The following is a 22914-nucleotide window of genomic DNA, read 5'->3' as shown; positions in this document are numbered from 1 at the left end:
TACTAACATGACACAGCTAAAATGGTGGAGTGGATTCTACCGTTAAATCGGGCGCACGCCATGCGCCCCTACAGTTTATGCACTACTCATCGTTATTGGTGTTACTATCCTTATCCCTATCGTTCCCGCTACTTTCGCCCTCAACGGCAAAAGCCCAAGATACAATAGCACAATCTAGCTTTGCCCCAGGATTTTGGCGTCCCGCAGAACAACTGGTTCAAGAACAACTGAATTTGATTAATCGGATTGAGGGGGCATTCTACAGTCCTAATGTATATCAAGTAGAAGCGACGCGATCGCAACTTTTCTTACATCTCGGCAAAGTGGAACGCTTCTTGAATAGTCAGTATCGAATTCCCCAGTTTCTCTGTAATAACGGAACACCTGATCCTGATGTTCCTGCACCGTTAACCTTACCCCAGCGACAGGTATACTGCAATCTTTATGTATCTACCCAAAAGCTGGAACCAATGGTTGATCTGTTGGATATGCGGTTACCGATGCTAGCTGGGTTAGCTGCACCTAGTACCATACCACTAGATGATCAACGTCCAGGCTTGCGGTTGAATTTAGCCACACCACTTCGTCCTGAATTTGCACCTGTACCCGACTTTCCAGAACCGGAACCGCCTGTCTTGGGTATGCCAACAAAGCGCCCCCTTACAGACTATCAGAGACAGCCGTTACAACCTGCGATCGCGCCTCCAGAAGCTGTCACCCAAACTCTTTTAGCCGCACGGGAACAACTATTACCCACATTACCCGCATTTCCCGACTCGGCTCGTATCATTGACCCCGGTGTCTACTCGGTAATTCCCACTCAGAGTACTTTGGGTCTTTTACCCTTAGAACCCCAACGATATGCCGACTTTCTTGAGCAATCCAACACCGGGATTGCCCGTATATTCCTCGCCGAAAGCTATCAACCTGATCCCAATAAGCTGCGAAACCGCCTGCAATCTCCCCTCCCCCAACCCTTTCCCTTAACGACTGGGGTTGAATCGGCGACGGATTCTGTTCCCAGCTTGGCGCTGGAGATTGAAAATGGAAACTTTACCATTTCTTTGCAAGGGTTGGATTATGGTTTTATTGTCAATTTGGGTGATGTTTCTTTAGACGAACTCGACGCCAATCTCAACACAATTCCTACGCTTACACCTGAACAACGAGATTTATTTCTGAACTATCGTCCGCCCAATGACGTAGAAGCTTTACAAATAGACCAACGGCGCTTTTATACGGGTAAAGATGGGATTGGGTTTGTCCCGCCTTTAAGCCCACCGGCGGCTATCGGTTCAGAGGTAAAATTAAATAATACGTATTTGGTTCGATTAATTCAATTCCAGTTACCCGAAGCTGTACTTGAAGGAGAACCAATTTCCCGGGCGCAGCGCCGTTATTTACCAGAAATACTCAACACACCCAGCAGCGATGTGATTGTGGCGTTTCAACCCGTTCACCAGCGTTTAGATGGGAGTTATACCGTGCTGTGGTGTTTACTGTATCGGTTTAGTGATCCCCAAATTGAAAATTTAGCCGAATATGTTGATTTAGAGTAGGGGCTTGGTTCCCAAGCCCTTACTTGGTTCCCTTGGTGACCAAGCCCCTACGAATGCCCGGTATATAATGGCAAACGCGATCGCACTCCCTCTGCTCCCAGACGTTCCACGCCTTACGTCTCTACAACCCCTTGACGGAGCCTGCGCCCCTAGGCTAAGGGTTAATTTGGCTCTGGGAATAATTGTAATTGTATCTGAATCAATGTTTAATCCTTATCGTTATCAACAACAGTTAAATCAACCGTTTTCCTTTGATCGTCTCTACTCTCATCCGGGTTCTCTGGATAGTTATGATTCCCAGGGAAGTCGCCAAAGCATTGGTATTATCGGTGGGGGAATTGCTGGACTTACCTGTGCTTATGAATTGAGTCAATTGCAGCACCAGGTTACTCTGTTGGAAGCGTCTGGGCGTTTAGGGGGTCGTATTTATACTCACTACTTCAGTGATGGCACTCATGCCGAATTGGGCGCCATGAGGGTTCCGGCTAGTCATGGTTGCACCCTCCATTATATGGATAAATTTAAGTTAAAAAGAAGACAATTTGTTAGTTACAATCCCGCCGCTTACTATTATTTACGTGGGCAAAAGACTCGCCTTAACAAGTATAAACCCCTATTATATAACTACAATTTAACTCCTGAAGAGCAGCAAGACCCGGCAGTAATTTACGAAACTATTTTAGAGGAGTTAATTGAGTCTTTGTCTAATCAGGAGAAATGGGAGATGTTTTCCCCTAGCTTCACCAGTTCCCGACTAAGAGAATACGACAGCCTCTCAGTAACCCAATATTTTCGCGATCGCCTCTCCCCCGATGCCTTTGAATTCGTCGGTCACGCGACAGGGATGCTCCATTATAATCAAGTTTCTCTTTTGAATGGGTTAATTGACTTTTTGGCTTGGCATCGCGTGGAACAATACAAGTTAGTCGGCGGGATGGAAACCCTGGTAAACGCTTTTGCGGAAAGAATACCAGGGGACATTCAGACTCAAGCCCAGGTAACCGCCATAGAACTAACGGATTCTGGTGTTAAACTCCACTGGAATAGTTTACAGGGTAAACAAAGCGCCGAGTTTGATTTTGTCATCTGTACGGTTCCGACTACGGCTTTGGCAAAAATCGATTTTGATCCGCCTTTACCTGTTAAACAAAGGGAAGCGATTAACAGTCTGGGGTATTGTAGCGCCGCGAAAACCTTATTCCACTGTACCGCTCGTCCTTGGGAGTTTGAGGATGGGATTTATGGTGGCGGAAGTTTTACTGACTTAAATATCGAAAAGTGTTGGTATCCTGATGATAATGCTATCTTGGCAGATAAACAATCAGACAATCCTGACTGGATAGCATGCGATCGCGAACGTTCCCATCAACCGTCTGCGTTTACAGCAGCGTATCGTTGGGAAGGGAATTCACGAAAATTCCGGAGTCTGGAAGAAGGCGATCGCACTGAATTGACGTTACGTGAGGTTAAGCAACTCCATCCTCAGATTGAGCCATACGTTGATGATATCGTTCACTATATTTGGGATGAAAAGGCTAAACTGGGTTCTGGCTCTTATGCCTTTTTTGCTCCAGGAGAACATGAGCGATATCAAGGATGGTTGGGTGAATCCTATCCTCACCAGCAACCTCGCGTCTTTTTTGCCGGGGAACATCTGGGCATTAATCATGCTTCGGTGCAAGGGGCAATTCAGACAGCACTTGCGGCAACAATTGATGTTCTTGAAAATAGCTGACTCAAATAAGCGTTAAGATCGAAAATTATTCTACAGTCACCCTAAATGAGTTAATGACAATTTTGTCAAATATTTTGAATGACAAACGCTCACAATAATCTGAAAACGATCTATGACTCAAGCCCAAGCCGAACTAAAACTATACAGCTTTGATGAATTTATCAGCTGGTATCCCGAACAATCAGAAGTACGGTACGAACTGCATGATGGAGTAATTATCGAAATGCCCAAGCCAAAGGGGAAACATTCAAATCTAACCGGTTCCCTGATTGAGCAACTGTTGATCGTTATTAGGCAGATAGGCAAAGGAGGTATTTGGACTATTCCTAGAGAGTCGATTGTCAAACCCAAACGGGAAAAATCAGGTTATGAACCGGACATCATTGTGTTAAACCAAGAAACCATTGGAATGGAATCTCGGTGGGAAAGTGAATCAATTATCCAAAATTCAGATTCAGTCAAATTAATTGTCGAGGTTGTTTCCACTAATTGGCGTGACGATTACTACAATAAACTTCGAGATTATGAAGAAATGGGCATTGAGGAATATTGGATCATCGATTATGCCGCCTTGGGGGCGAGAAAGTTTATCGGGAACCCCAAGCAACCTACATTTTTTGTTTGTAATTTGGTTGATGGAGAATATCAGATGACGCCCTTTACGGGAAATACTCCCATTGTTTCCCCAACTTTTCCCCAGTTCAACTTATCTGCACAGGAGATTTTTGACTTGGCTTTGTATTTGGGATGAAGAAGCTAAGCTGGGTTCTGGCTCTTATGCCTTTTTTGCTCCAGGAGAACATGAGCGATATCAAGGATGGTTGGGTGAATCCTATCCTCACCAGCAACCTCGCGTCTTTTTTGCCGGGGAATGAGACTAAGGCAAAATTAAACAAGAGGCGCAAATCCAAAGCCACCCAATCCACTCAAACCAATGTTCAGCCGCTCAACCTTTTGGGGGAATAGCCCATGGCAAAGGACATCTAAGCTGTTCGGCATTTAAACCTTAATATCAGTAATGGCGAAAGCCTTGTAGTGCGTTAAGCGAAGCCATGCCGCAGGCTTTGCATCTTGCTCGCTACTAATACCCAATTTAAATGCATGACAGCTTACCACGACACGGTAAGAACCAATTGTACAAATTGTTCTAGCCAATCATCCCATTAAACTCATTATTTTCGACCCAATTGAGGAGGTTATAGTCAAATGGATACACTAGACCAATATCGCAACTACATCCACAAAATCATTTCAAAATACGCCAGCATTCCCCATATTCACGGACAGATTAATAGTATCGTAATTGTCAGCGAAGACAGGAACCACTTTCTCCTGATGAATGAAGGCTGGGACGGCAAGAAGCATATTCACCACTGCCTAATTCACGTTCAAATCCTTAATGAAAAACTCTGGATTCATTTTGACGGGACTGAAGATGGCATTACTGATGAACTCGTCGCCGCCGGAGTTCCCAAAGATAAAATTGTTTTAGCTTTTCATCCGCCCTACGTGCGACAGCACACCGGATACGCTGTTGCTTAGCGATTCATAAGCTGTTCGGCATTTAAACCTTAATATCAATAAGGGCGAAATTCTTGTAGTGCGAGCATCTTGCTCGCTACCCATTCCCAATTTAAATGCATGACAGCTTATCCCCTTCGAGAAGCAGGGCTGTTTCATTCTAATAACGGGGCAAGTCCCCAAAGCAAGACAGAGAGCCAGGGAGAGAGCAGGGCTGTTTCTATCAACGATTGATGTTCTCGAAAGTTTAAATATTTTACAAATAAATGACATTTTTGTCAAATAGTTTGAATTACAAACGCTCACAATAATCTGAAAACGATCTATGACTCAAGCCCAAGCCGAACTAAAACTATACAGCTTTGATGAATTTATCAGCTGGTATCCCGAACAATCAGAAACTCCCATTGTTTCCCCAACTTTTCCCTAGTTCAACTTATCTGCACAGGAGATTTTTGACTTTGCTTTGTCCTCAAATTATAATGTATATGGAAGATTCTAATTATACCTAATCACATTAGTAATTATTTCTCTAAAACAATGCAAAATCAACCTTACACTGAACTTATTGGCGGGATTAGCAATAAGTTAAATCCTAAAGCTATTGAACAAGACATTCAACTTCTAAAAACTTTACCAAGTATAAATGCTTTCAGTGATTACTGGGTGGGAACCGTCCGCGTTTATACACTATGGAATATGAACGGCGATAATGAAGAAGGCTACTATGCTGAATACTGCGGTGCTGCTCAAGTGACAAAAACAGGTTTAAAGCTGAATTATATAAATGAAATATTAAGCAACACATTTCACCTTGATTTTCTCAAATTTGCTCGCATTTTTGAACTAGAAAATGGAGGTTTCTTGTTGCCCCATCGTGACTATCTAGAATACGAAGACTTAACCTTTATAATTCAGGAACGTTTTCGTGAAGAAGGAATCCCTATTGCAATTCCCCAACAAGATATTCGCCTTCACTATGCCCCCAACGGCAACGGTAATGGCAAACCTCCTCTATCGGACTCAACATCAACAGTTCATTCTTTAGAGTCTCTACTCCCTCATGACCAGGCTGAACCCCCAATGGATGAAACGGAAAATGAAACGGAAACCTTCGCTGGTGGTGAAACAGAGTAAGGTAGTGCAGCGCGGTAGAACCTACATTCCGCAGATATTTCAACAGGATTCATAACGATAAAATTAAATGAGAATAAGTGCTAAACGCTTGTGCAGTGATTGTTCCAGGCGTTTTTAATGTAAAATAAAAGAATCAAAGACTAAGGGGAAAAAAGCATGAAAGAGAGCCAGAATACGCTAAAAATCGAAAATTTAGACCATTTAGGAATAGTAGCGGGAATAATAGATGAGATGGGATTGGTGGAAGAAGTGAATAAAATAGTGGGAATAAGAAACAAAGAAACTCTCACTCCTGGACAAGTAATGAAAGCGATGATCTTGAACGGCTTAGGGTTTTTGAGCGCCCCCTTATATCTATTTGAAAACTTTTTTGTGGGAAAAGCCACCGAACATCTAATAGGAGAAGGAGTATTGCCTGAACATTTGAATGATGACCGATTAGGAAGAGGATTAGACAAATACCACCGAGCGGGAATAACGGAAATATTTACAGCAATATAGCAATCCTAAATAGGATGCAACAAGCGAAAAGCTCGAAAGCCAGGTATAGCAAGGGTTTCATTTTTGAAAATTGCCACAACCTAAATAGGATTGCTATATCCCTAAAAGCGACGCATATTTTTCAAGTAGAAATGAAAAGCGTTCATATAGATGGAAGTTCAATATCAGTTGAAGGAGAGTATGAAACAAAGGAAAAAAGTAGTGAGACAATTGAAGGAAAAGATCAAGAAGTAGAACCCGAGATGAAAGCCATAGAAATAGTTCATGGATATTCGAGAGATAAAAGACCCGATCTGAAACAATTTATCATTGACATGATTGTAACCGGAGATGGAGACGTGCCATTGTATCTAAAAGTCGATTCCGGAAATGTCGATGATAAAAGTGTATTTGTCGAAAGATTGAAAGAATTTAAAAAACAGTGGACATTTTCGGGGATATACGTGGGAGATAGTGCCTTGTACACAGCGGATAATTTATCAGCGATGAGAGGAATGAAATGGATAACAAGAGTGCCATTAAGTGTGAAAGAGGCAAAAAATAAAATAGTAGAGATTGAAGACAATGAATGGGAAGAGAGCCAAATAAAAGGATATAAGATGGCTGAGCGAGAAAGTGAATACGGCGGAATCAAACAAAGATGGGTAGTGGTAGAAAGCGAAGCAAGAAAAAAAGCAAGAATCAAACAAATAGACAAGCATATAGAAAAACAAGAAGAAAAAGCACAAGCCAGTGTACGCAAGATTTACAGACAGTTGTTTGCTTGTAAAGACGACGCAGAGAAAGCGATAAAAACACTTTCTAATTCGTGGAAATATCACCAAATAAAGGAAATTGAATGTCGAGAAAAACGAGTCAAGCAAACTGTAGAAAAGAGGCAGAAAAATTTCTATCAAATTAGCGGTCAAGTTGAGAGGCGAGAATCCGTCATCGAAGCGGAAAAAATTAAAGCAGGTCGATTTATTTTAGCCACGAATATATTATACAAAAATGAGGCAAGTAATCAAGAGATATTAGAAGAATACAAAGGACAACAAAGCAATGAAAGAGGATTTAGATTTATCAAAGATCCGTTATTTTTCACATCAAGTGTATTTGTTAAAAATCCCCAGAGGGTGGAAGCGATTGCCATGATAATGGGACTGTGCTTGTTAGTATATAATCTCGCTCAAAGAAAATTAAGACAAGAATTAGCTGCTGCTAATGAAGCGGTGAAGAATCAGGTCAAAAAATTAACAGGTAGACCGACAATGAGATGGATATTTCAGATGTTTCAAGCCGTCCATTTAGTGACTGTAGAAGGGGAGAAATACGTGAACAATTTAACGTCAGAACGTCAACATATATTGAAACATTTAGGAAAATATTGTCGAGAATACTATTTAATTATTGAAGATGGATAAATCCGAGTAGAAAACTAATAATATTTGGTCATTATCCGAAGTTATCCGCGAAAAAAAATGTTTTCGTGATAATTGTGGTGGAAAAAATATCCAAGATTTATCCATGAAATTATTTTCTAAATGTAGGGTGATAAATTTCCATCATTAATATTCCTTGTTTGCCTAAAAATGAGAAAAAAAGCAACATAAACACAAGAATTGTTAGACCTATTGGTTTTGTCGAAGTGAATTTTTTATTCTTTCCTAATGCTCTGAGTCAAGATCTGCGGAATGTAGGGTAGAAGTAACTGACTACTGGTCTGTCAAGATGAAAAGAAGGGATGAACTACCCAGACCTACTTCGTTGAGGTCTGGGTAGTTCATTTTAACCACTGAGTATTAGATTTACAGCAGATTGCAGGTAAATGAAGTACACCTACATAGTGCTACTACTTGATCAGAGGGTCAGAGGGTAAAGACTGTACCTCACGAACTTGCAATACGCTGTAATTAGTGACATCCTCCTACACCGAATCGAAGATTACGGTGTAGGCTTCCTTACCTCACGATAAGGCATTGCTCCCCTACGCCATTTATCTAGGCTCATCGCCCCCGACACCTCGACTTGAGAGCCAATTTCTTGCTTTTCCAGAGTCCCTGGATACGTTTCTAGTCCACGATTGAGCAAGAATTTGCGTCCAGGCTCAGAGTAGCCATCGCTGGTTGCCAAGTAGGAAAGCAGTCCCACATCAACTCCAATGGCATGACCATGAGGGGAAGGTTCTGGAATCTCGACATCTGAGTACAGACAGATAACTGCAAACCATCCCATCGCCTTTTTGACCATCCGCACTTGTTTGACTACAAACCCGTCAGGGATAGGTCGATGCAGGTTGATTTCGACTTTCCCTAATTTGGGAAGTTGAATATGCCAACCACTCATAATGTACTCAGATTCCAAGCTACACCGATCTATTGGACACTTGCGAGAAGCAATCCAATCCTTGAGTTCCCGTAACCCATAGTTATAGGACACCCGCAGCGTTTCCAACCACTCATCGAGAAGTTGGGTTTGCTGTTGGTCGGGTTTGATACGGTAGGTGTAGTTGAGAATCATGACTAGATTCTACCACTCTTTTATCAAAATGGTAAACGTCAATTTCGGGGGCATCGAACCCCGCTCAATTGACTTGGGGAGTGAAGGCATCCCAACGCCAAATCAGAGATTATGGCGTAGGACTTATAGCTCCCCAAACCCCTCGTCAGTTAAATTGAGTTAGCCTCAAGCCGTCTTTAAATTAAAACGTGCTATGGCGTTTACTTTATCGGTTTCCTGATCCCCAAATTGACAATTTAGCCGAATACGTGGAATTAGAGTGAAGTTTCCCCAAAACAAAACAATGTAAGGCTTACCTCAACTTACCTCAAGGTTATTCTAAATCCACTGATGTCGTTACGACGGCTGGCAACTCTGGCGGTTGAACACTTAGAACCTTGGCACACGCCAGCAGCTTGGTTTCAGTCGGCACTTTAAGCTTTGACGCTAACTTGAAGAACTCAAGCATTTTAATGAAGCTAAACGTGGGATCTGGAAGATAGACAACCTGTCCAGAACGAATGGTTATCCCCTGGCGACTGGATGACTGAAAGGCATGATGGAGATTATGCCAGCCTTCACCCAGAGTTAAAAATGCTACAAACTGATTATTGCAACTGAGATCGTTAGTTATAAAAGGTTGTTTACCCACAATATGGCAAAGGGAGTTGACGGTTTGCACGCCATGAAACAGCAGCGTTGTGCTGAGAAAAAAAGCACCCAGATATTCAACGCCACCGATGAGATAAGAAATCACTCCCAGTGCTACTAGAGGGATAAAGTGCAAACGATCAATCACCTTTAAAACAGTATCACTCTCAACATCGGCAGGTAGCTTGTCAGGAAAGAAGCGGGGAGATAGTAGCCAACCTCCTTGAGACCAATAAAATCCTCTGATCCCCTGAAAGGGTGTACAGGGGGAATGGGGATCAAGATCTTGATCGACATGTTTATGATGGGCTACATGGTGTGCTTTCCACCAACTTGGACCCATCTGTCCCGCTGATGCTCCCACTATACTTCCTACCCATAGAACTGGAGCCGGAGCCTGATAGCTTTTGTGGGTGAGTAGTCGATGGTAGATGCCAGTTGTTGCCAGCATACGGATGACATATAAAAATATGATCCATAGGAAGGCACCCCACGATAAACCCGTGATTAAAACAAGTAACGATCCGATATGGCTAAAGATAATCAGCGTCGGGCCGATTAGATAAGAAATAATTGTCAGTGGAGAATACTGCCTCATTTTTTTCTATTGTCCTAAAAGGATGGTTGAATAAGCCGTTAATGAAACCTGACCCTACTTTCCTATTACCGAGAAACTCCTCTGAGCTAAAAAACAACCACATAACTACCCTTGTCAAGTCATGCGGTTCAATGTAACTCATGAATATTAAATTTAACGTGTTCGCGGGAGTCCTCGGTTTCAACTCTCGTAAACCGAGGAGTGATTATCCCTTACCAACTCATGCCCTATTCATGACTTCCTGCCAGGTTACCTCTGGCAATCCGCGTCTTCACGAAGTAAGGCGCGGTTCATAAATTATTAATTGAGTTAGCATCAAGCTATTTTCAAATTAAAAATTCAGAGTAGAACAATACCTACATTGGCTAACTCTTCAAAAAATCTGATCAAAACAAACTTTTGACCCTTCGCGACCCTCAAGGGCATAGGTTTAAACTGCCCAAGCGTTTGACTAGGCTGCCTTTTGGGGCGGTAGGACTACTTTCTTCGCTAAACCTACTCCTTGTAGTAGTTGAATTGCCCACCATGTCATATCGATTTCCCACCATTTACGTCCAGCCGGAGCAACATTGGGATGAGCGTGGTGATTGTTGTGCCAACCTTCTCCGTAGGTTAAGATAGCTGCCCACCAGAGATTGCGAGAACCATCATTAACTTCATAAGTCTGATAACCGCGCAGGTGAGTGGCAGAATTAATTAACCAGGTGCTGTGCCACAGTACGACAGCTCGGACAAAGACACCCCAGAATACAAATTGCCATCCTCCGACTACGTAAAGCAATAGACCCAAAGGAAGTTGTAACAATAAGAAGTAGCGATCTAACCAGCGATAATAGGCGTCTCTCGCCATATCAGGAGCGTATTTCTGATAAACTTCGTAATCAAAAAATTCGGGTTTGTGATAAAACAGCCAAAGCATGTGACTCCACCAAAACCCATGTCGTGCTGAGTAAGGGTCTTTGTTTGCATCATCGGGGTGAGCATGATGCTGACGGTGTCCTGCTACCCAGAAGATTGGTCCCCCTTGTAGAGCTACAGCCCCGATGGTGGTCAGGATATATTCTAACCACTTAGGCACTTGAAAACTCCGATGGGTCAAAAGCCGATGATAGGATAAGCAGATGCCAATACTGCCAAAGAGCCAGTGGAGAAGTATCATTACTCCCAAGGCTGACCATGAAAAAAACCAGGGCGCCAGCAGTGCCAAAGCGTGAATCGTGCCAAAAAATAGCAGACTGGGCCAATGGAAGGGTAAGTTAGTGCGACTTTGAGGAGGCACTGAGATTGAATGATTAGTCATGAGAATCGTTACAGTAGGAATTGAGGTGCAAGTGTTACTTACACTTCTATCATCAGCTTAACGATTTATCCATCAAAATGCAAGTGTTACTTACATTACTAAACTATGTCTCGTACCAGTTCTACAACACGAGCGCGTTTGATTCAAGCAGCGCTTGAGTTGTTTACCGTTCAGGGGGTTACCGAGACGACTACACGTCAGATTGCTGAATTAGCCCAGGTTAATGAAGTCACGCTGTTCCGTCACTTTGGTAACAAACAAGGATTACTCTTAGCGGTGATCGAAGACTCTGGGGTGTTTACCCGTCTGGGTGAATCACTCAGAGCTCAAGTCGATCAGACAACGACGTTTGAGCAGGCGCTAATTAACTATGGACGCGATCGCCTTCAGGTTCTCACGCAAATGCCCGAATTACTGCGTTCTGTGGTTGGGGAGTCAGGAAAATATACGGTTGAGCATCGTCAGGCGTTAGGAGAAGGTGTGACTCAAGCCAACCTGGACTTTGCTGATTATCTTACCACCGTAATTCAACGCGATCGCTTACATTTACGTTTATCAGCGGAAAAATTAGCCAGTTTGGTTAATGGGATGTTATTTGGGTATTTGGTGATTGAACTAACCAGCGAGTTCCACAGGCTTTGGCAGAATCAGGAGGATTTTTTGCAAAGTTTGGTCGAACTCATCTTACACGGAGCTTTTGCAGACGGAGAGATACAGAGACGGGAAGAGGCGGAGGAAGAGCCAGGAAGCGGCGATACAGGGGAGATAATGCGCCAGCCTGTCCCCGATTCTTCACCGAATGCGCCTTCTCAGGTGATTTCCTCTGAGACGGTAGCCGATTTACCCGCATCCTTAGTGCATGACATTTTGCAACAAGCCAAAAAAAGCGGCTTACGGGATTATGCTCTCGCTTATGTCCTCTTTGGTGCAGGATTGCGGGTAGAAGAAATTATTGGCTTAGAGCGATCGCACCAAATTAGTGACGCCCATAGACACTTATTAAAAGTGACTCACGGTAACGTGCGCCAAGTCCCTGTCAATCAGTGGATTATGGGCAAACGCTATGGTTCATACACCCGCAATCCCTTAAACCAATGGCTCAAAAGTCGTAAAGATGATCGTTCACCCCTGTTTGTTAATGAAGCATTGGAACGGATGTCTGTGCCAGAATTAAGAGCGGCATGGCGTAACTTTACCGCTGAGTTGGAAACGCCATCTCCCTCAATTGAGCAAGCGCGACAGACATGGTGCGTGGAACTGTTAATGAGAGGGATGAATGTGGAGGATTTGAGTATTTTAAGCGGTTTGGATGTAAAACAATTAGAACCTTATGTTCGTAGGGCAAAGGAAAAAACGGCGTTGTATCGGGCGATTAGTTTAGATCAAAAGCCTTGAGTAACTCGCTTTTTGTCAGATGCTAAAATAAGCCATACAAACTATACTCAAAGTATGAATAATACAGTTGTCCTCAATTCTTTTGAACAAACGCTAATTAAAAAAATCCGCGACTTGCCTCCTGGTAAAGTTGAAGAAGTAGCCGATTTTGTCGATTTTTTACTCGGACGCAGCGAGCAGCATCAGACGATGGTTCGAGAAGCCGCTAAACTTTCGGAAAATACATTTATGAAGGTCTGGGATAATCCAGATGATGCTGAATATGACCAGCTATAATTTTGGCGATGTTATCCTACGCCTTAAGTAGTTCAACTTTTGGAGGTACTATTTTAGGCAGTAGAATATCTGTAAAACTATTACTCCCATCAAAGTCTATTCCAGCATCTCCATCAAGAGTATATTTCAACGACATCTCTTGTGTATTATCCACACTAGCTGAATAATCCATGATTACTAAACTAATATTGCGTCGTGGATTGTTGGGTATATCAACAGTTCTTAAACATAAATGGACACTGACGAGACTTTCGGATCACCTCTACCTCTTGACTGCGGTCATCCACAGGGAAGCCGAATATCTCAAATATGGTAGGCATAAGCAAAGATGTAGTCTGGCAATAATGGGTTGTTATGAACGGATCAGATTTTGCTCGAAATATTGGTCATTTTTTTGCCATAAGGTAAGAGATTTATAGATTTCTTTAGCGATAGCATAAGCAACAGGCGGAGGAACAGAATTAGGGTCTGCTGAATAAGTCGAAGAAACACAACTGATGGATTAAGTAGTTATATAATACGACAGCGAACTTAAGTTATTGTTGTTAACGATTCGCTTAATTATAAGGTTTAATAATGAATTGACGCCGAAAAAGACTTGATTGTGGAATATATATAAAAAAGACAAAAAACCTGCCTGAGCAGGGCAGACAGATTCATGACGAGGAAAGTAATGGCAATAGCTGTTTCGGACGTATGAGGTAGTTTAGCCATGACGCGACTTAGGCTATATCTACGTTTTGATATGCCAAATTTTCCTTCAATATTATTGCGAATTCTCTCGTCTTCTTGAGCTTGTTTCTTTAATTCTTGACTGACATTGGCTTTCGGTCTTCCTAAGGGAGGGCCACTGATTCTAATTCCTTTTTCTTTACAGAAGGATCGATTGGCTCGACTGCGATAGATTTTATCTACATGAACGGATTCTGGATAGAATCCTGTGTAGTTATAATAAGCTTCTATTTGAGCTTTTAAATCGACAGATTCATTAAAGTTATCCCAACTGATACGGTCTAAAAATACGTATCCATCTCTTACACTTGCCGATATTTTAGCTCCAAATTCTACGGCAACTCCCGCTTTGCCTCTAACTATTGGACGGATATGGGCTTGACTCACATTTACTATTCTATGCTCAATTCTATGAACTTTATTATTGTACATCCATTCTTGCTGACGATAGATTTCGCTAACTACCAACAGGCTCTTATATTCAGTACGACTCAATGCCCCAAGACTAGACCCTGCCTTAACTAGCGCGTCTATACTCCCCAAGTTTCTCTTTATGTATTGCAGTTGTTTTTTATTGCTTTTCTTATTTCTTTTCTTGTTTGTCTCTTTTTCTTTGCTACTTTTAAGTAATTCTTTCTGGCTCTATTTCTATAAGTTTTTGGTTTTTTATTTAGTTGATCCTTCAGGGGTTCATATAGACTGTCTATTATTTTTTCGGTTTTGACCCTAGCTTTATTTAATATCCCCAAATCATTGGGATAACTTATATCTCCTGGCACACAGCTTGCATCAACTATTAGTTGTCCTTTATTGGCTGACTCTCTTCTTTCTTGACTTTGGATTTCGGCACTTTTTTTTTAGCTTCTTCATCCGTCTCTGATTGACTTTTCTTCACCATTTTCTCATTTATTCGGTTGACTAGATTCACATTTATCCTTTCCCGGAATCTGGCCAATAGTGATGAGTCATAAGGAGCTTCGCTGCTGTAATGCCTTTGACCTATAAAGTATTGTAAGTAAGGGTTTTCTTTGATTTGTTCGACTGTCTCTCTATCACTTATTCCTAGTTTTTCTTTGATTATTAATGAACCCAGTGCTACCCTAAATGGTAGCGCTGGCGCTCCCATTTCCGCAGAAAAATTTTGGGCATATTCTTCTTCAAATTCCTCCCAAGGTACTAAAGAAGCCATGATTACCCAGCGGTTATCCTGTGATAACTTTCCTTCAAATGGTAGTTCAAAATCTTCGGCTTCCCTGGGGGCGTTCTCAACTTTTCGGTACATCTACCTGATCATGATGCAAGGATTTTGAGCAATTTTACCAGATTCATGAGCACCAAGTCAACTGTAAATACGGATCAAAGCATTGATGGTTAAGGGTTTCTCGCGTGGTGGCGGAAATAATGATAATTGAGAGTCAAATTTACTATGAGTTGGCAAAGGAAACCTAAAACTCGGCTTAATCCTTGTGGCTACTATAAATACCCTTTCTCTAAGTTGAGCAACTCCATAGTCCGCTGAATTTAGAATTTGCTGTCTAAAACGATATCCTAATTCCTCCAGTTTATTTTTAAGACTTTCAAAAACACCACCGTTCTTTCCCGACTTATCTGGAGCATTCAATATACCCTTAACTTGTTCAATTACAATAAATTTAGGCTGAAAATATTTAGCAAGTCTAACAAACTCAAACAAAAGTAAGCCTCTCTCGTCATTTAAAGAGCCACGTTTGCCAGCTTGAGAAAAACTTTGACAAGGACTACCACCAAAGAGTAAATCTAAATCCCCTGGTTGTATCGTTAACTCTCTGATTAAATGAGACGGATCAACTTGCTTGATATCTTTTTCAATCAGCAAAGTTCTCAGATTCTCTCTGTCCATTGCGCTGCGGATAGTTTTGCAGCAGTAGGGGTCAATTTCGATGTCGGCTAGTATTTCAAAGCCAGCTTGACGGACACCAATATCCATCCCACCTGCACCTGAGAAAAGAGATAAGGCAGACAACATAAATAAAATGGACACTCCTATGCGGGAACTTCAACTTGCTGATTTCCGGCTAAACCAAATGCTTGGTGAATGGCTTGTAATGCTGTCACCCCTTGTTCTTTATTCACTACACAACTAATCTTTATTTCCGACGTGGTAATCATTTGAATGTTGATTTTGTGTTGAGAAAGGGCGGCAAACATTCGCGCGGCTACACCGGGTTGTCCAATCATTCCTGCACCCACAATACTGACTTTAGCAATATCGGCATCCAGGAGAACCTTGCCGTATCCTAAAATAGGTGCTGCCTCTTGGAGAATTTTCTGGGCATTTTCTGCCTCAGCTTGGGCGACGGTGAAGGCAATATCGCGTGTGGGAATTCCATCAATTACTCGACAGCGCTGAGATTGAATAATCATATCCACGCTAATGGTTTGCTCGGCTAAGATACTAAATATGCGAGCTGCCATACCTGGACGATCAGGAACATAACGAATGGCTAAACGGGCTTGATTTTGGTCAAGGGCAACCCCTCGGACGGGGTTTGAATGTAGAGACGCGCCATGGCGCGTCTCTACATTATCAGAAATCGGTAAACGGGCAGGGGAACTCTTAATATTAAACTGGTCACACAAAACCGCGATCGCGCGATTACAATCAGCCGCATCAATCACACAGCTTACTTTTACCTCAGAGGTGGAAATCATCTGAATATTGATCCCCGCATTTGCCAAGGTGGTGAACATTTGCGCCGCAATACCAGGGTGTCCAATCATTCCCGCCCCCGCGATCGCGATTTTGGCGATATTTGATTCCACTAAGACTTCCGCCTCATCATCACTGGGATTAGTCGGGCTACGAAACGCGGGTGCGATCGCTTCGGCGACGGCTTCAGCCCGTTTGAGAATACCCTTACTTACACTAAAGGCAATATCATTCGTATTCCCCTCGTGAATCGACTGGATAATTAAATCCACATCCAACTCTTGACCCGCAATCTCTCCAAATAATTGGGCGGCGACACCGGGATGATCCGGAACCCGCAGCATTGCCACTTTTGCCTGATCGGTATCAAATTCTACCGCATCCACTGATCGAGCTATTTCTAAATCATCTAACGAACGCGGTTGTGGCGTAGGAGAAATCACCTTCGTCCCCGGATCATCCGTCCAACTGGATAATACAACCAAAGGCATCCCATAATTGCGAGCAATTTCCACCGCACGGGGATGCAGTACCTTCGCCCCTAAGCTTGCCAATTCCAGCATCTCATCGCAGGTAATCTCGTCCATGAGTTGAGCATCGGAGACTAAGCGCGGATCGGCGGTTAAAATACCCGGAACATCCGTGTAAATCTCACACCGATCTGCCCCTAATGATGCCGCTAACGCCACGGCTGAGGTATCTGATCCGCCGCGTCCCAAAGTGGTAATCTCTAAGTCAGTCAGACTACTGATTCCTTGAAACCCCGCTACCACAACCACTTTACCCTCGTCTAGATGTCGAGAAATTCGTTCGGTGTGGATACTAAAGATACGGGCGCGGCTATATTGGGCTTCTGTGACAATACCCACTTGTGCGCCAGTCAGAGAAATCGCGGGTTGTCCTAATTCCTGCAACGCCATCGCTAGCAGCGCGATGGAAACTTGTTCGCCGGTGGAGAGCAACATATCCATTTCCCGACGGCTGGGATTGGCGGAAATTTCGTGCGCCAGTTTAACTAACCCATCCGTCGTTTTACCCATGGCTGACACGACGACGACTAACGAGTTACCCGCTTGAACTGTTTTAAATAGGCGTTGGGCGACGGTTTGAATCCGCTCAACTGACCCAACCGAGGTTCCACCGTATTTTTGGACAACCAGCACCATAAATGTTGCTCCTACACCTTGTCATTTGTCATTTGTTATTTGTCTTATGTCATTTGTCAAGAGTCAGGGAGCAATTACCCTCCTACCTGATGCAGGTACTCTACTAACTCACAAAATCCATCGCCTTCTGTAGCGACGGTTACATAAGCGGGTTTATAGTCCAGCTCATCGGTATAGTCCAAAACATTAGCAACGCCCACCGATAGGGGAAAGAGCTGGGGATTAAATAAACTGGCATCGTTAGGACTATCACCCACTGTCAGCACTTGTTCCGGTTGATACTGGGGAAAATGGTCGCGTAACACTTGGATTAAGCCGATCGCTTTATCCTGAGATCTGGGTTTAATGTGACACTGTACCGAACTGTAGGTAAAACTCCAATCCATTGACGTACATAGGGTGTTAAGGCGTTCTAGCTGATGGGTGGTGAGATCGCGATTATCAAACGTCCAATCGGTGAGACGAAAGCGATTGTCAGCCGATTCGTGAATCTGGGAAAATTCGGATTTGAGGCGTTGATAGGTATCGGCTAATTGTTGGCGATGAGTGGTTATGTCAGCAATTGTGGATAAAAAGACAGGTTGCTGTTTATCGGCTGGATAATATAACCCACCATTTTCTGCGATCGCGCCCTGCACGGGTAAATAATTCACCAAACCACTGACCCAACCTGCGGAACGCCCTGTAACAATCAGTACCGGGATATTCGCTGCACTTAAATGTTCCAACGCTTGCAGCAAATCGGCACTAAATTTACCCTGTCGTGTTAGCGTACCATCCATATCCGTGGCAATCAGACGTAGCGTTTTCCAGCAATGGGCGGCTATTGCTGAGTTCATCGATAAAAAAGCCATAGATTAATGAGTGCTATATCTTGGGTTATCACTGAATCAACAGGGACTCCCAAAAGGAAGGAGACATCGCTACCTTTGGGTGAACCGAACCAAAAAGGGAGAATATGTGCAATTATCACTTTTTGATGACCTTTTTTGGGAATCCCCTACTATACCGTGACGCGGTTAGTGGGGGAGGATGTCAAAGATTATTGTGTAATGGTTGCTATATCTTGGGTGATCAAAATTTATCATGACAATACTCTCACCAGACCAACGGAATTATTATTATCTTCTAGCCGCCGAACGAGCGGGAATTCACAAGCCAATTTTGGCGGCTCTTTATCAGGTTCATTCGTCTCCGACGCTTGCTGATGGAGAAACGGGATTAGGCATCTCGCCTGCCAATCGGGTATCACCCGATCAGGTGGATACATTCCCCGAACAAGTGCAATATGCTGCTAATGCTATCCGATCGCTGACTGATAGTTTAATTGCTCAGGGACAACAAGGGAGTGATTTATGGCTGTCCGAACAGGGACGCTATAGTGACGAGTTCCTGCAAAACGTGGCTAGGGGATATGTACCGCCAGCTAGTCAACCCTATGTGGCACGTTTAGAACCGAGTAACTTTGAGTCCCTTAAACAAGCGTATCTGGCGGATTTAGCCGCCGACTTCAACAGTGAAAACCTGCCCCAAAACCTTGCCTATCTGGATAAAGCCTTACTGACACTTGTGGATCGACTGCCAGAGTATTATCGGGGATTACCTCATCAACGGGATGCGTTGGTCGAAGGGGTGCGAGTGTGGCGGGAACTGGATACACGGGATGCGGCGATTGCCTCGTTAGTGCCAACGGATCAGGTGGAATCAGCGCGTGAGGATGAATCCCTATTGGATATTCCCCTGAAGCAATTTATGGGACGGGTGTCTGCCAACTATAGCGGTTATCCCCATCAAAGAGAGGCATTGCTGCGCCTAAGTCAACTATGGCGTCAACTGCGAACCCGAGAAGAAGCGATCGCGTCTTTGGAAAAAAGTGCCTCCCCCGAAGAAGATCTCGATATTATTGATCCGGCGCTAATTGCCTTTGTCGAGCGTATACCGAAGTTCTACCAGGGACAAGGTAGCCAACGCAATGCCCTCACCGAAGGCTTTCGACTCTGGAATCAATTTGACTCCCGCGCTACGGTATTAAGTCATCTGGGCATTAATCCAGACATCCTCCAAGCGAGTACCACTGATCCCACCGCGATGCAAAAACTGGCAGCGGAATTGGATCGAGAACTGATCAGCTTTGTCGGCAAGATACCCAAAGACTATAAAGAAGAGGACAACCAACGGGAATCACTCATTCGTCTAGTCCAACTTTGGCGAGATTTACCCACCCGAAATCAGGCGGTGCAATCTCTCCTGGACGACCAAAAACGGATGAATGAAGCCCGTCGCCAAGCCCAAGAAGCACCGCCCAAGCCCACACCTGTAGTCATTCCCAAACGTCCTGAACGGTGGACACCCTACAATATTCAGCTATTAGCACCAATTATTCCCGATGGTAACTTTACCTGGGCAGAAGCCACCCATGGAGGTACACGTATGCCCCCGAACCAAGCTACAGTGGATGCTATGATTCGCATTGCGAAACTGGCACAACGGGCACGCGATCGCATTGGGCGACCTTTTATCGTCACCAGTTGGTATCGTCCCCCTCACATTAATCGAGCCGTGGGGGGTGCCAAGTATAGTCGGCATCTGGTGGGAGATGCCATAGATTTTGTCTGTGAAGGGTTAAGTGGCAATCAAGTTTATTGGTCTCTGGAACCCTGGTGGCCCGGTGGCTTAGGTCGCTATAGCCGATTTCCTAATTTATGCCACATTGATGCCCGTAGCTATCGGGCACGTTGGCGTCATTAAGGATAACACTTAACACGAACACCGTTGTTTGCTTTCTCAGACTGTTATTCACAATCAGTCTGTATGGGTGCATCTGTAAATTAAAGCGGCACATTGATTAACCGCCTAAATTCAGATCATATACATCGCGGAGTCCTCGGGGGCTTTAGCAAGAGTTTACTGCTCGGTACAGTGTTTTCCACTGACAGACAATCTCTGTCGGTTTATCCCAGCAGACTTAACCAGGATGAGATTGCAGTCGATGCACTCCCTGAAAGGGATTATAGAAATAACTCTTACGTTTTCTCCAACAGGCACTATGTCCAGTTCGATTATCAAGAGAGAATCACTATTCGCTCAAGCTTCTCAGCCGTCACCCACGGCTGTTTCTTCTTCACCCCCAGATACTGAGTCTTTCGGATCACCCTGGCTGTTTATCTCCATGGGACTGTTTGTACTGATTATTGGCTTACTGGTCTATGGCAAAATGCAATTGAATGCCGCGACGAAGAGGCTGAAATTTGAGCAGTTTAAAACCAAAGACCTCCAGAAAAAGTTGAAGTTGGCGCTGAATACGATCCGCAAGATGGAAACGAATCCGGATTTGGTTCACTCTCGTGAATTCAATTTAGACTATCTGCGATTGCGGATGGAGGAAGAGGTCTTTCATTTTGCGATTGTTAATCAAATCAAAATCAAGGTTAAACAAATCATCAGTATAGCGCTACGACCCAATCAGGCGGCTCAAAGCGCGATCGGGATTGCTAGTACCACGGGGAGGCAAGTTGATGAACTGTTTGATGTCAAGTACGAGACGGAAAGCAGTGGTAAACGCACGATGCGAGTGCTGTTCCGGATTCAAATCAAGTTGACGAAATTACCGACTCAAGCCACCTCAGCCACGATTAGCCAGATTATTGATTGTATCGAAACGTTTCTCAGTCCAGAGGATGAAAGTTGGCAACCCACGATTCAAGGACGAATTGTTTCAATTCACTGGGATCAAAAAGCTAAACCGACTCCTTTACTGGTGCTTCAGCAGTCGAGTGAGGGAGTAAACGTGACCTTAAGGACGAATCGGGCGCGGATGCACTGAACCCATTTCCTGGCTCTCAATCATTAGATAGGGGCTGTTGGGAAAGGCAATAGGGAATAGGCAATAGGCAATAGTTTTAACCCCCTGTTGAGGTAAGATTCTGTAATCGCGGAGACTTGCAATCCCAGAATTTTGAAAACTAATGGTGTAAAAACCTTGCACTTGTGGAGAAAAAAATGGCTTAAAACCCTTGTCATGTATACCTTCGAGATTAATACAGCAAACCCTAGCTAAACTTGCTCAAACTTCAACGTTGTTCTTAACTCAAATAACTGATGCCACATTTTTTTCAATTTTATATGTATTATTTATGACCCTTCGCTTCGCTCAAGAACATGCTGATTACTTCGGTGAATATGTCCATCTTCGATATGAATAATCCGATCCGCAATATCTAGAATCCGGTTATCGTGGGTGACAAGTAGAATGGTGCATCCTTGTTCTTTGGCTAACTGTTGCATTAATTCCACTACATTCCGTCCAGATTGACTATCCAAAGCTGCTGTGGGTTCGTCGGCTAGAACTAACTGAGGACGACTCACCAATGCCCGCGCGATCGCAACTCGCTGTTTTTGTCCGCCAGAAAGGTTATCGGGATAGTGATTAAGATGATTGGCTAAACCGACTGTGGTTAATAGTGCTGTTGATTTCGCTACCGCCTCGACGGGAGAAATATCCGGGTGAAGTTCCAGAGACATTTGCACGTTTTGGCACGCCGTAAGACTCTTGAGCAAATTATGAGATTGAAAGATATAACCAATATGGCGGCGCACTTGCACCAGTTTTTCTTCTGTCGCACCGACAAGTTCCTGTCTTAAAACCTGAACACAACCGGATTGGGGTGAACGTAAGCCCCCAATTAGGGTTAATAAGGTTGTCTTCCCTGAACCCGAAGGACCTGTCACCAAGACAATTTCTCCCGGTAATAGTTCTAGGTTGATATCAAAGAGAATTTGTTTACGTAGAGAACCTTTACCAAAGTAATGGTTTAGATTTTTAATCGAGACAACAGGAGATTTACGTAATACGTGATAAGTCATAAATGGTGGACATAATTAAAGTTAACGGTTGAGATTAGGGAACAGGGAACAGGGAACAGCAAGGGTTTAAAGGCGGGTTTAGGGACAATTGTAGGGGCGGGTTTAGGGACAATTGTAGGGGCGGGTTTAGGGACAATTGTAGGGGCGGGTTTAGGGACAATTGTAGGGGCGGGTTTAGGGACAATTGTAGGGGCGGGTTTAGGGACAATTGTAGGGGCGGGTTTAGGGGCTAAATTTAGCTATCCACCAATAATGGAAAAACAAAACCCGCCCTTCTCCACCAATAATGGAAAAACAAAACCCGCCCTTCTCC

At 43.7% G+C, this 22914-nt stretch carries 17 protein-coding genes and 3 pseudogenes; 11 read left to right on the top strand and 9 right to left on the bottom strand.

Annotated elements, in window-relative coordinates:
- Window positions 1-29: 29 nt before the first annotated feature.
- The 7 genes and pseudogenes from MC7420_RS13420 to MC7420_RS13390 all read left to right on the top strand — a co-directional run bounded on the left by MC7420_RS13420 (window position 30) and on the right by MC7420_RS13390 (window position 7856).
- Window positions 30-1559, top strand: a complete 1530-nt coding sequence (locus tag MC7420_RS13420; protein WP_044207012.1) for a hypothetical protein — start codon at window positions 30-32, stop codon at window positions 1557-1559.
- A gap of 202 nt (window positions 1560-1761) precedes the next feature.
- Complete coding sequence (locus MC7420_RS13415; protein WP_044207010.1) at window positions 1762-3294, top strand: flavin monoamine oxidase family protein; 1533 nt, start codon at window positions 1762-1764, stop codon at window positions 3292-3294.
- A gap of 112 nt (window positions 3295-3406) precedes the next feature.
- Window positions 3407-4045 carry a Uma2 family endonuclease gene (locus MC7420_RS13410; RefSeq protein WP_044207007.1) on the top strand — a complete coding sequence of 213 codons (639 nt, stop codon included), beginning with the start codon at window positions 3407-3409 and terminating at the stop codon, window positions 4043-4045.
- Window positions 4046-4095: 50 nt separating this feature from the next.
- Window positions 4096-4260, top strand: coding sequence for a hypothetical protein (locus MC7420_RS41445; RefSeq protein WP_198016451.1), 165 nt, complete (start codon window positions 4096-4098; stop codon window positions 4258-4260).
- A 240-nt stretch (window positions 4261-4500) separates the two neighbouring features.
- Window positions 4501-4836, top strand: coding sequence for a XisI protein (locus MC7420_RS13400; protein ID WP_044207001.1), 336 nt, complete (start codon window positions 4501-4503; stop codon window positions 4834-4836).
- 519 nt (window positions 4837-5355) lie between these two features.
- Window positions 5356-5952, top strand: a complete 597-nt coding sequence (locus MC7420_RS13395; RefSeq protein WP_006100875.1) for a hypothetical protein — start codon at window positions 5356-5358, stop codon at window positions 5950-5952.
- Window positions 5953-6108: 156 nt separating this feature from the next.
- A pseudogene (locus tag MC7420_RS13390) lies at window positions 6109-7856 on the top strand (IS1634 family transposase).
- 667 nt (window positions 7857-8523) lie between these two features.
- Here the strand turns inward: MC7420_RS13390 and MC7420_RS13385 are convergent.
- From MC7420_RS13385 to MC7420_RS13375, 3 genes and pseudogenes are all read right to left on the bottom strand, one after another.
- Window positions 8524-8952 (bottom strand): annotated as a pseudogene (locus tag MC7420_RS13385) (helix-turn-helix domain-containing protein); the annotation flags it as partial.
- 313 nt (window positions 8953-9265) lie between these two features.
- Window positions 9266-10180 carry an acyl-CoA desaturase gene (locus MC7420_RS13380; protein ID WP_006100946.1) on the bottom strand — a complete coding sequence of 305 codons (915 nt, stop codon included), beginning with the start codon at window positions 10178-10180 and terminating at the stop codon, window positions 9266-9268.
- 451 nt (window positions 10181-10631) lie between these two features.
- Complete coding sequence (locus tag MC7420_RS13375) at window positions 10632-11480, bottom strand: acyl-CoA desaturase (RefSeq protein ID WP_044206998.1); 849 nt, start codon at window positions 11478-11480, stop codon at window positions 10632-10634.
- Between the two features lie 105 nt (window positions 11481-11585).
- On the opposite strand from MC7420_RS13375, the gene MC7420_RS13370 reads away from it, so the two are divergent.
- Together MC7420_RS13370 and MC7420_RS13365 are read left to right on the top strand one after the other, a co-directional pair.
- Window positions 11586-12875, top strand: coding sequence for a TetR family transcriptional regulator (locus tag MC7420_RS13370; protein ID WP_044206995.1), 1290 nt, complete (start codon window positions 11586-11588; stop codon window positions 12873-12875).
- Window positions 12876-12929: 54 nt separating this feature from the next.
- On the top strand, window positions 12930-13151 hold the full coding sequence (locus MC7420_RS13365) for a hypothetical protein (protein WP_006100819.1): 222 nt from the start codon (window positions 12930-12932) through the stop codon (window positions 13149-13151).
- A gap of 16 nt (window positions 13152-13167) precedes the next feature.
- Here the strand turns inward: MC7420_RS13365 and MC7420_RS39660 are convergent, their stop codons facing one another.
- From MC7420_RS39660 to MC7420_RS13335, 5 genes and pseudogenes are all read right to left on the bottom strand, one after another.
- Window positions 13168-13323 carry a hypothetical protein gene (locus MC7420_RS39660; protein WP_157453161.1) on the bottom strand — a complete coding sequence of 52 codons (156 nt, stop codon included), beginning with the start codon at window positions 13321-13323 and terminating at the stop codon, window positions 13168-13170.
- 398 nt (window positions 13324-13721) lie between these two features.
- Window positions 13722-15165: pseudogene (locus MC7420_RS38080) on the bottom strand (IS5-like element ISMich1 family transposase).
- 57 nt (window positions 15166-15222) lie between these two features.
- Window positions 15223-15903 carry a DNA cytosine methyltransferase gene (locus tag MC7420_RS13345; RefSeq protein WP_157453160.1) on the bottom strand — a complete coding sequence of 227 codons (681 nt, stop codon included), beginning with the start codon at window positions 15901-15903 and terminating at the stop codon, window positions 15223-15225.
- Between the two features lie 2 nt (window positions 15904-15905).
- Complete coding sequence (locus MC7420_RS13340) at window positions 15906-17738, bottom strand: aspartate kinase (protein WP_006100810.1); 1833 nt, start codon at window positions 17736-17738, stop codon at window positions 15906-15908.
- Between the two features lie 74 nt (window positions 17739-17812).
- Window positions 17813-18577 carry an HAD family hydrolase gene (locus tag MC7420_RS13335; RefSeq protein ID WP_232231702.1) on the bottom strand — a complete coding sequence of 255 codons (765 nt, stop codon included), beginning with the start codon at window positions 18575-18577 and terminating at the stop codon, window positions 17813-17815.
- A gap of 247 nt (window positions 18578-18824) precedes the next feature.
- Between MC7420_RS13335 and MC7420_RS13330 the strand changes: the two genes are divergently transcribed.
- Complete coding sequence (locus tag MC7420_RS13330; protein WP_006100956.1) at window positions 18825-20486, top strand: D-Ala-D-Ala carboxypeptidase family metallohydrolase; 1662 nt, start codon at window positions 18825-18827, stop codon at window positions 20484-20486.
- Window positions 20487-20784: 298 nt separating this feature from the next.
- The gene (locus MC7420_RS13325) at window positions 20785-21561 is read left to right on the top strand and encodes a hypothetical protein (RefSeq protein ID WP_006100895.1); all 777 of its coding nucleotides are present in this window, start codon (window positions 20785-20787) and stop codon (window positions 21559-21561) included.
- 308 nt (window positions 21562-21869) lie between these two features.
- Here the strand turns inward: MC7420_RS13325 and MC7420_RS13320 are convergent, their stop codons facing one another.
- On the bottom strand, window positions 21870-22601 hold the full coding sequence (locus MC7420_RS13320) for a DevA family ABC transporter ATP-binding protein (protein ID WP_006100750.1): 732 nt from the start codon (window positions 22599-22601) through the stop codon (window positions 21870-21872).
- Window positions 22602-22914: the final 313 nt, after the last annotated feature.

Origin of the sequence: Coleofasciculus chthonoplastes PCC 7420, assembly GCF_000155555.1 — a bacterium.
GTDB lineage: Bacteria > Cyanobacteriota > Cyanobacteriia > Cyanobacteriales > Coleofasciculaceae > Coleofasciculus > Coleofasciculus chthonoplastes_A.
Note: the sequence above shows the minus strand (reverse complement) of the source record. Positions and strands in the feature narration are given on the sequence as shown.

Bases quoted from the DNA above. Each gene is read 5' to 3' on its own strand.
- MC7420_RS13375 (WP_044206998.1), bottom strand. From the start codon at position 11,480: ATGACTAATCATTCAATCTCAGTGCCTCCTCAAAGTCGCACTAACTTA.
- MC7420_RS13320 (WP_006100750.1), bottom strand. From the start codon at position 22,601: ATGACTTATCACGTATTACGTAAATCTCCTGTTGTCTCGATTAAAAAT.
- MC7420_RS13370 (WP_044206995.1), top strand. From the start codon at position 11,586: ATGTCTCGTACCAGTTCTACAACACGAGCGCGTTTGATTCAAGCAGCG.
- MC7420_RS13335 (WP_232231702.1), bottom strand. From the start codon at position 18,577: ATGAACTCAGCAATAGCCGCCCATTGCTGGAAAACGCTACGTCTGATT.
- MC7420_RS13340 (WP_006100810.1), bottom strand. From the start codon at position 17,738: ATGGTGCTGGTTGTCCAAAAATACGGTGGAACCTCGGTTGGGTCAGTT.
- MC7420_RS13380 (WP_006100946.1), bottom strand. From the start codon at position 10,180: ATGAGGCAGTATTCTCCACTGACAATTATTTCTTATCTAATCGGCCCG.
- MC7420_RS13410 (WP_044207007.1), top strand. From the start codon at position 3,407: ATGACTCAAGCCCAAGCCGAACTAAAACTATACAGCTTTGATGAATTT.
- MC7420_RS13415 (WP_044207010.1), top strand. From the start codon at position 1,762: ATGTTTAATCCTTATCGTTATCAACAACAGTTAAATCAACCGTTTTCC.
- MC7420_RS13365 (WP_006100819.1), top strand. From the start codon at position 12,930: ATGAATAATACAGTTGTCCTCAATTCTTTTGAACAAACGCTAATTAAA.
- MC7420_RS13400 (WP_044207001.1), top strand. From the start codon at position 4,501: ATGGATACACTAGACCAATATCGCAACTACATCCACAAAATCATTTCA.
- MC7420_RS39660 (WP_157453161.1), bottom strand. From the start codon at position 13,323: ATGGATTATTCAGCTAGTGTGGATAATACACAAGAGATGTCGTTGAAA.
- MC7420_RS13395 (WP_006100875.1), top strand. From the start codon at position 5,356: ATGCAAAATCAACCTTACACTGAACTTATTGGCGGGATTAGCAATAAG.
- MC7420_RS13330 (WP_006100956.1), top strand. From the start codon at position 18,825: ATGACAATACTCTCACCAGACCAACGGAATTATTATTATCTTCTAGCC.
- MC7420_RS13325 (WP_006100895.1), top strand. From the start codon at position 20,785: ATGTCCAGTTCGATTATCAAGAGAGAATCACTATTCGCTCAAGCTTCT.
- MC7420_RS41445 (WP_198016451.1), top strand. From the start codon at position 4,096: ATGAGCGATATCAAGGATGGTTGGGTGAATCCTATCCTCACCAGCAAC.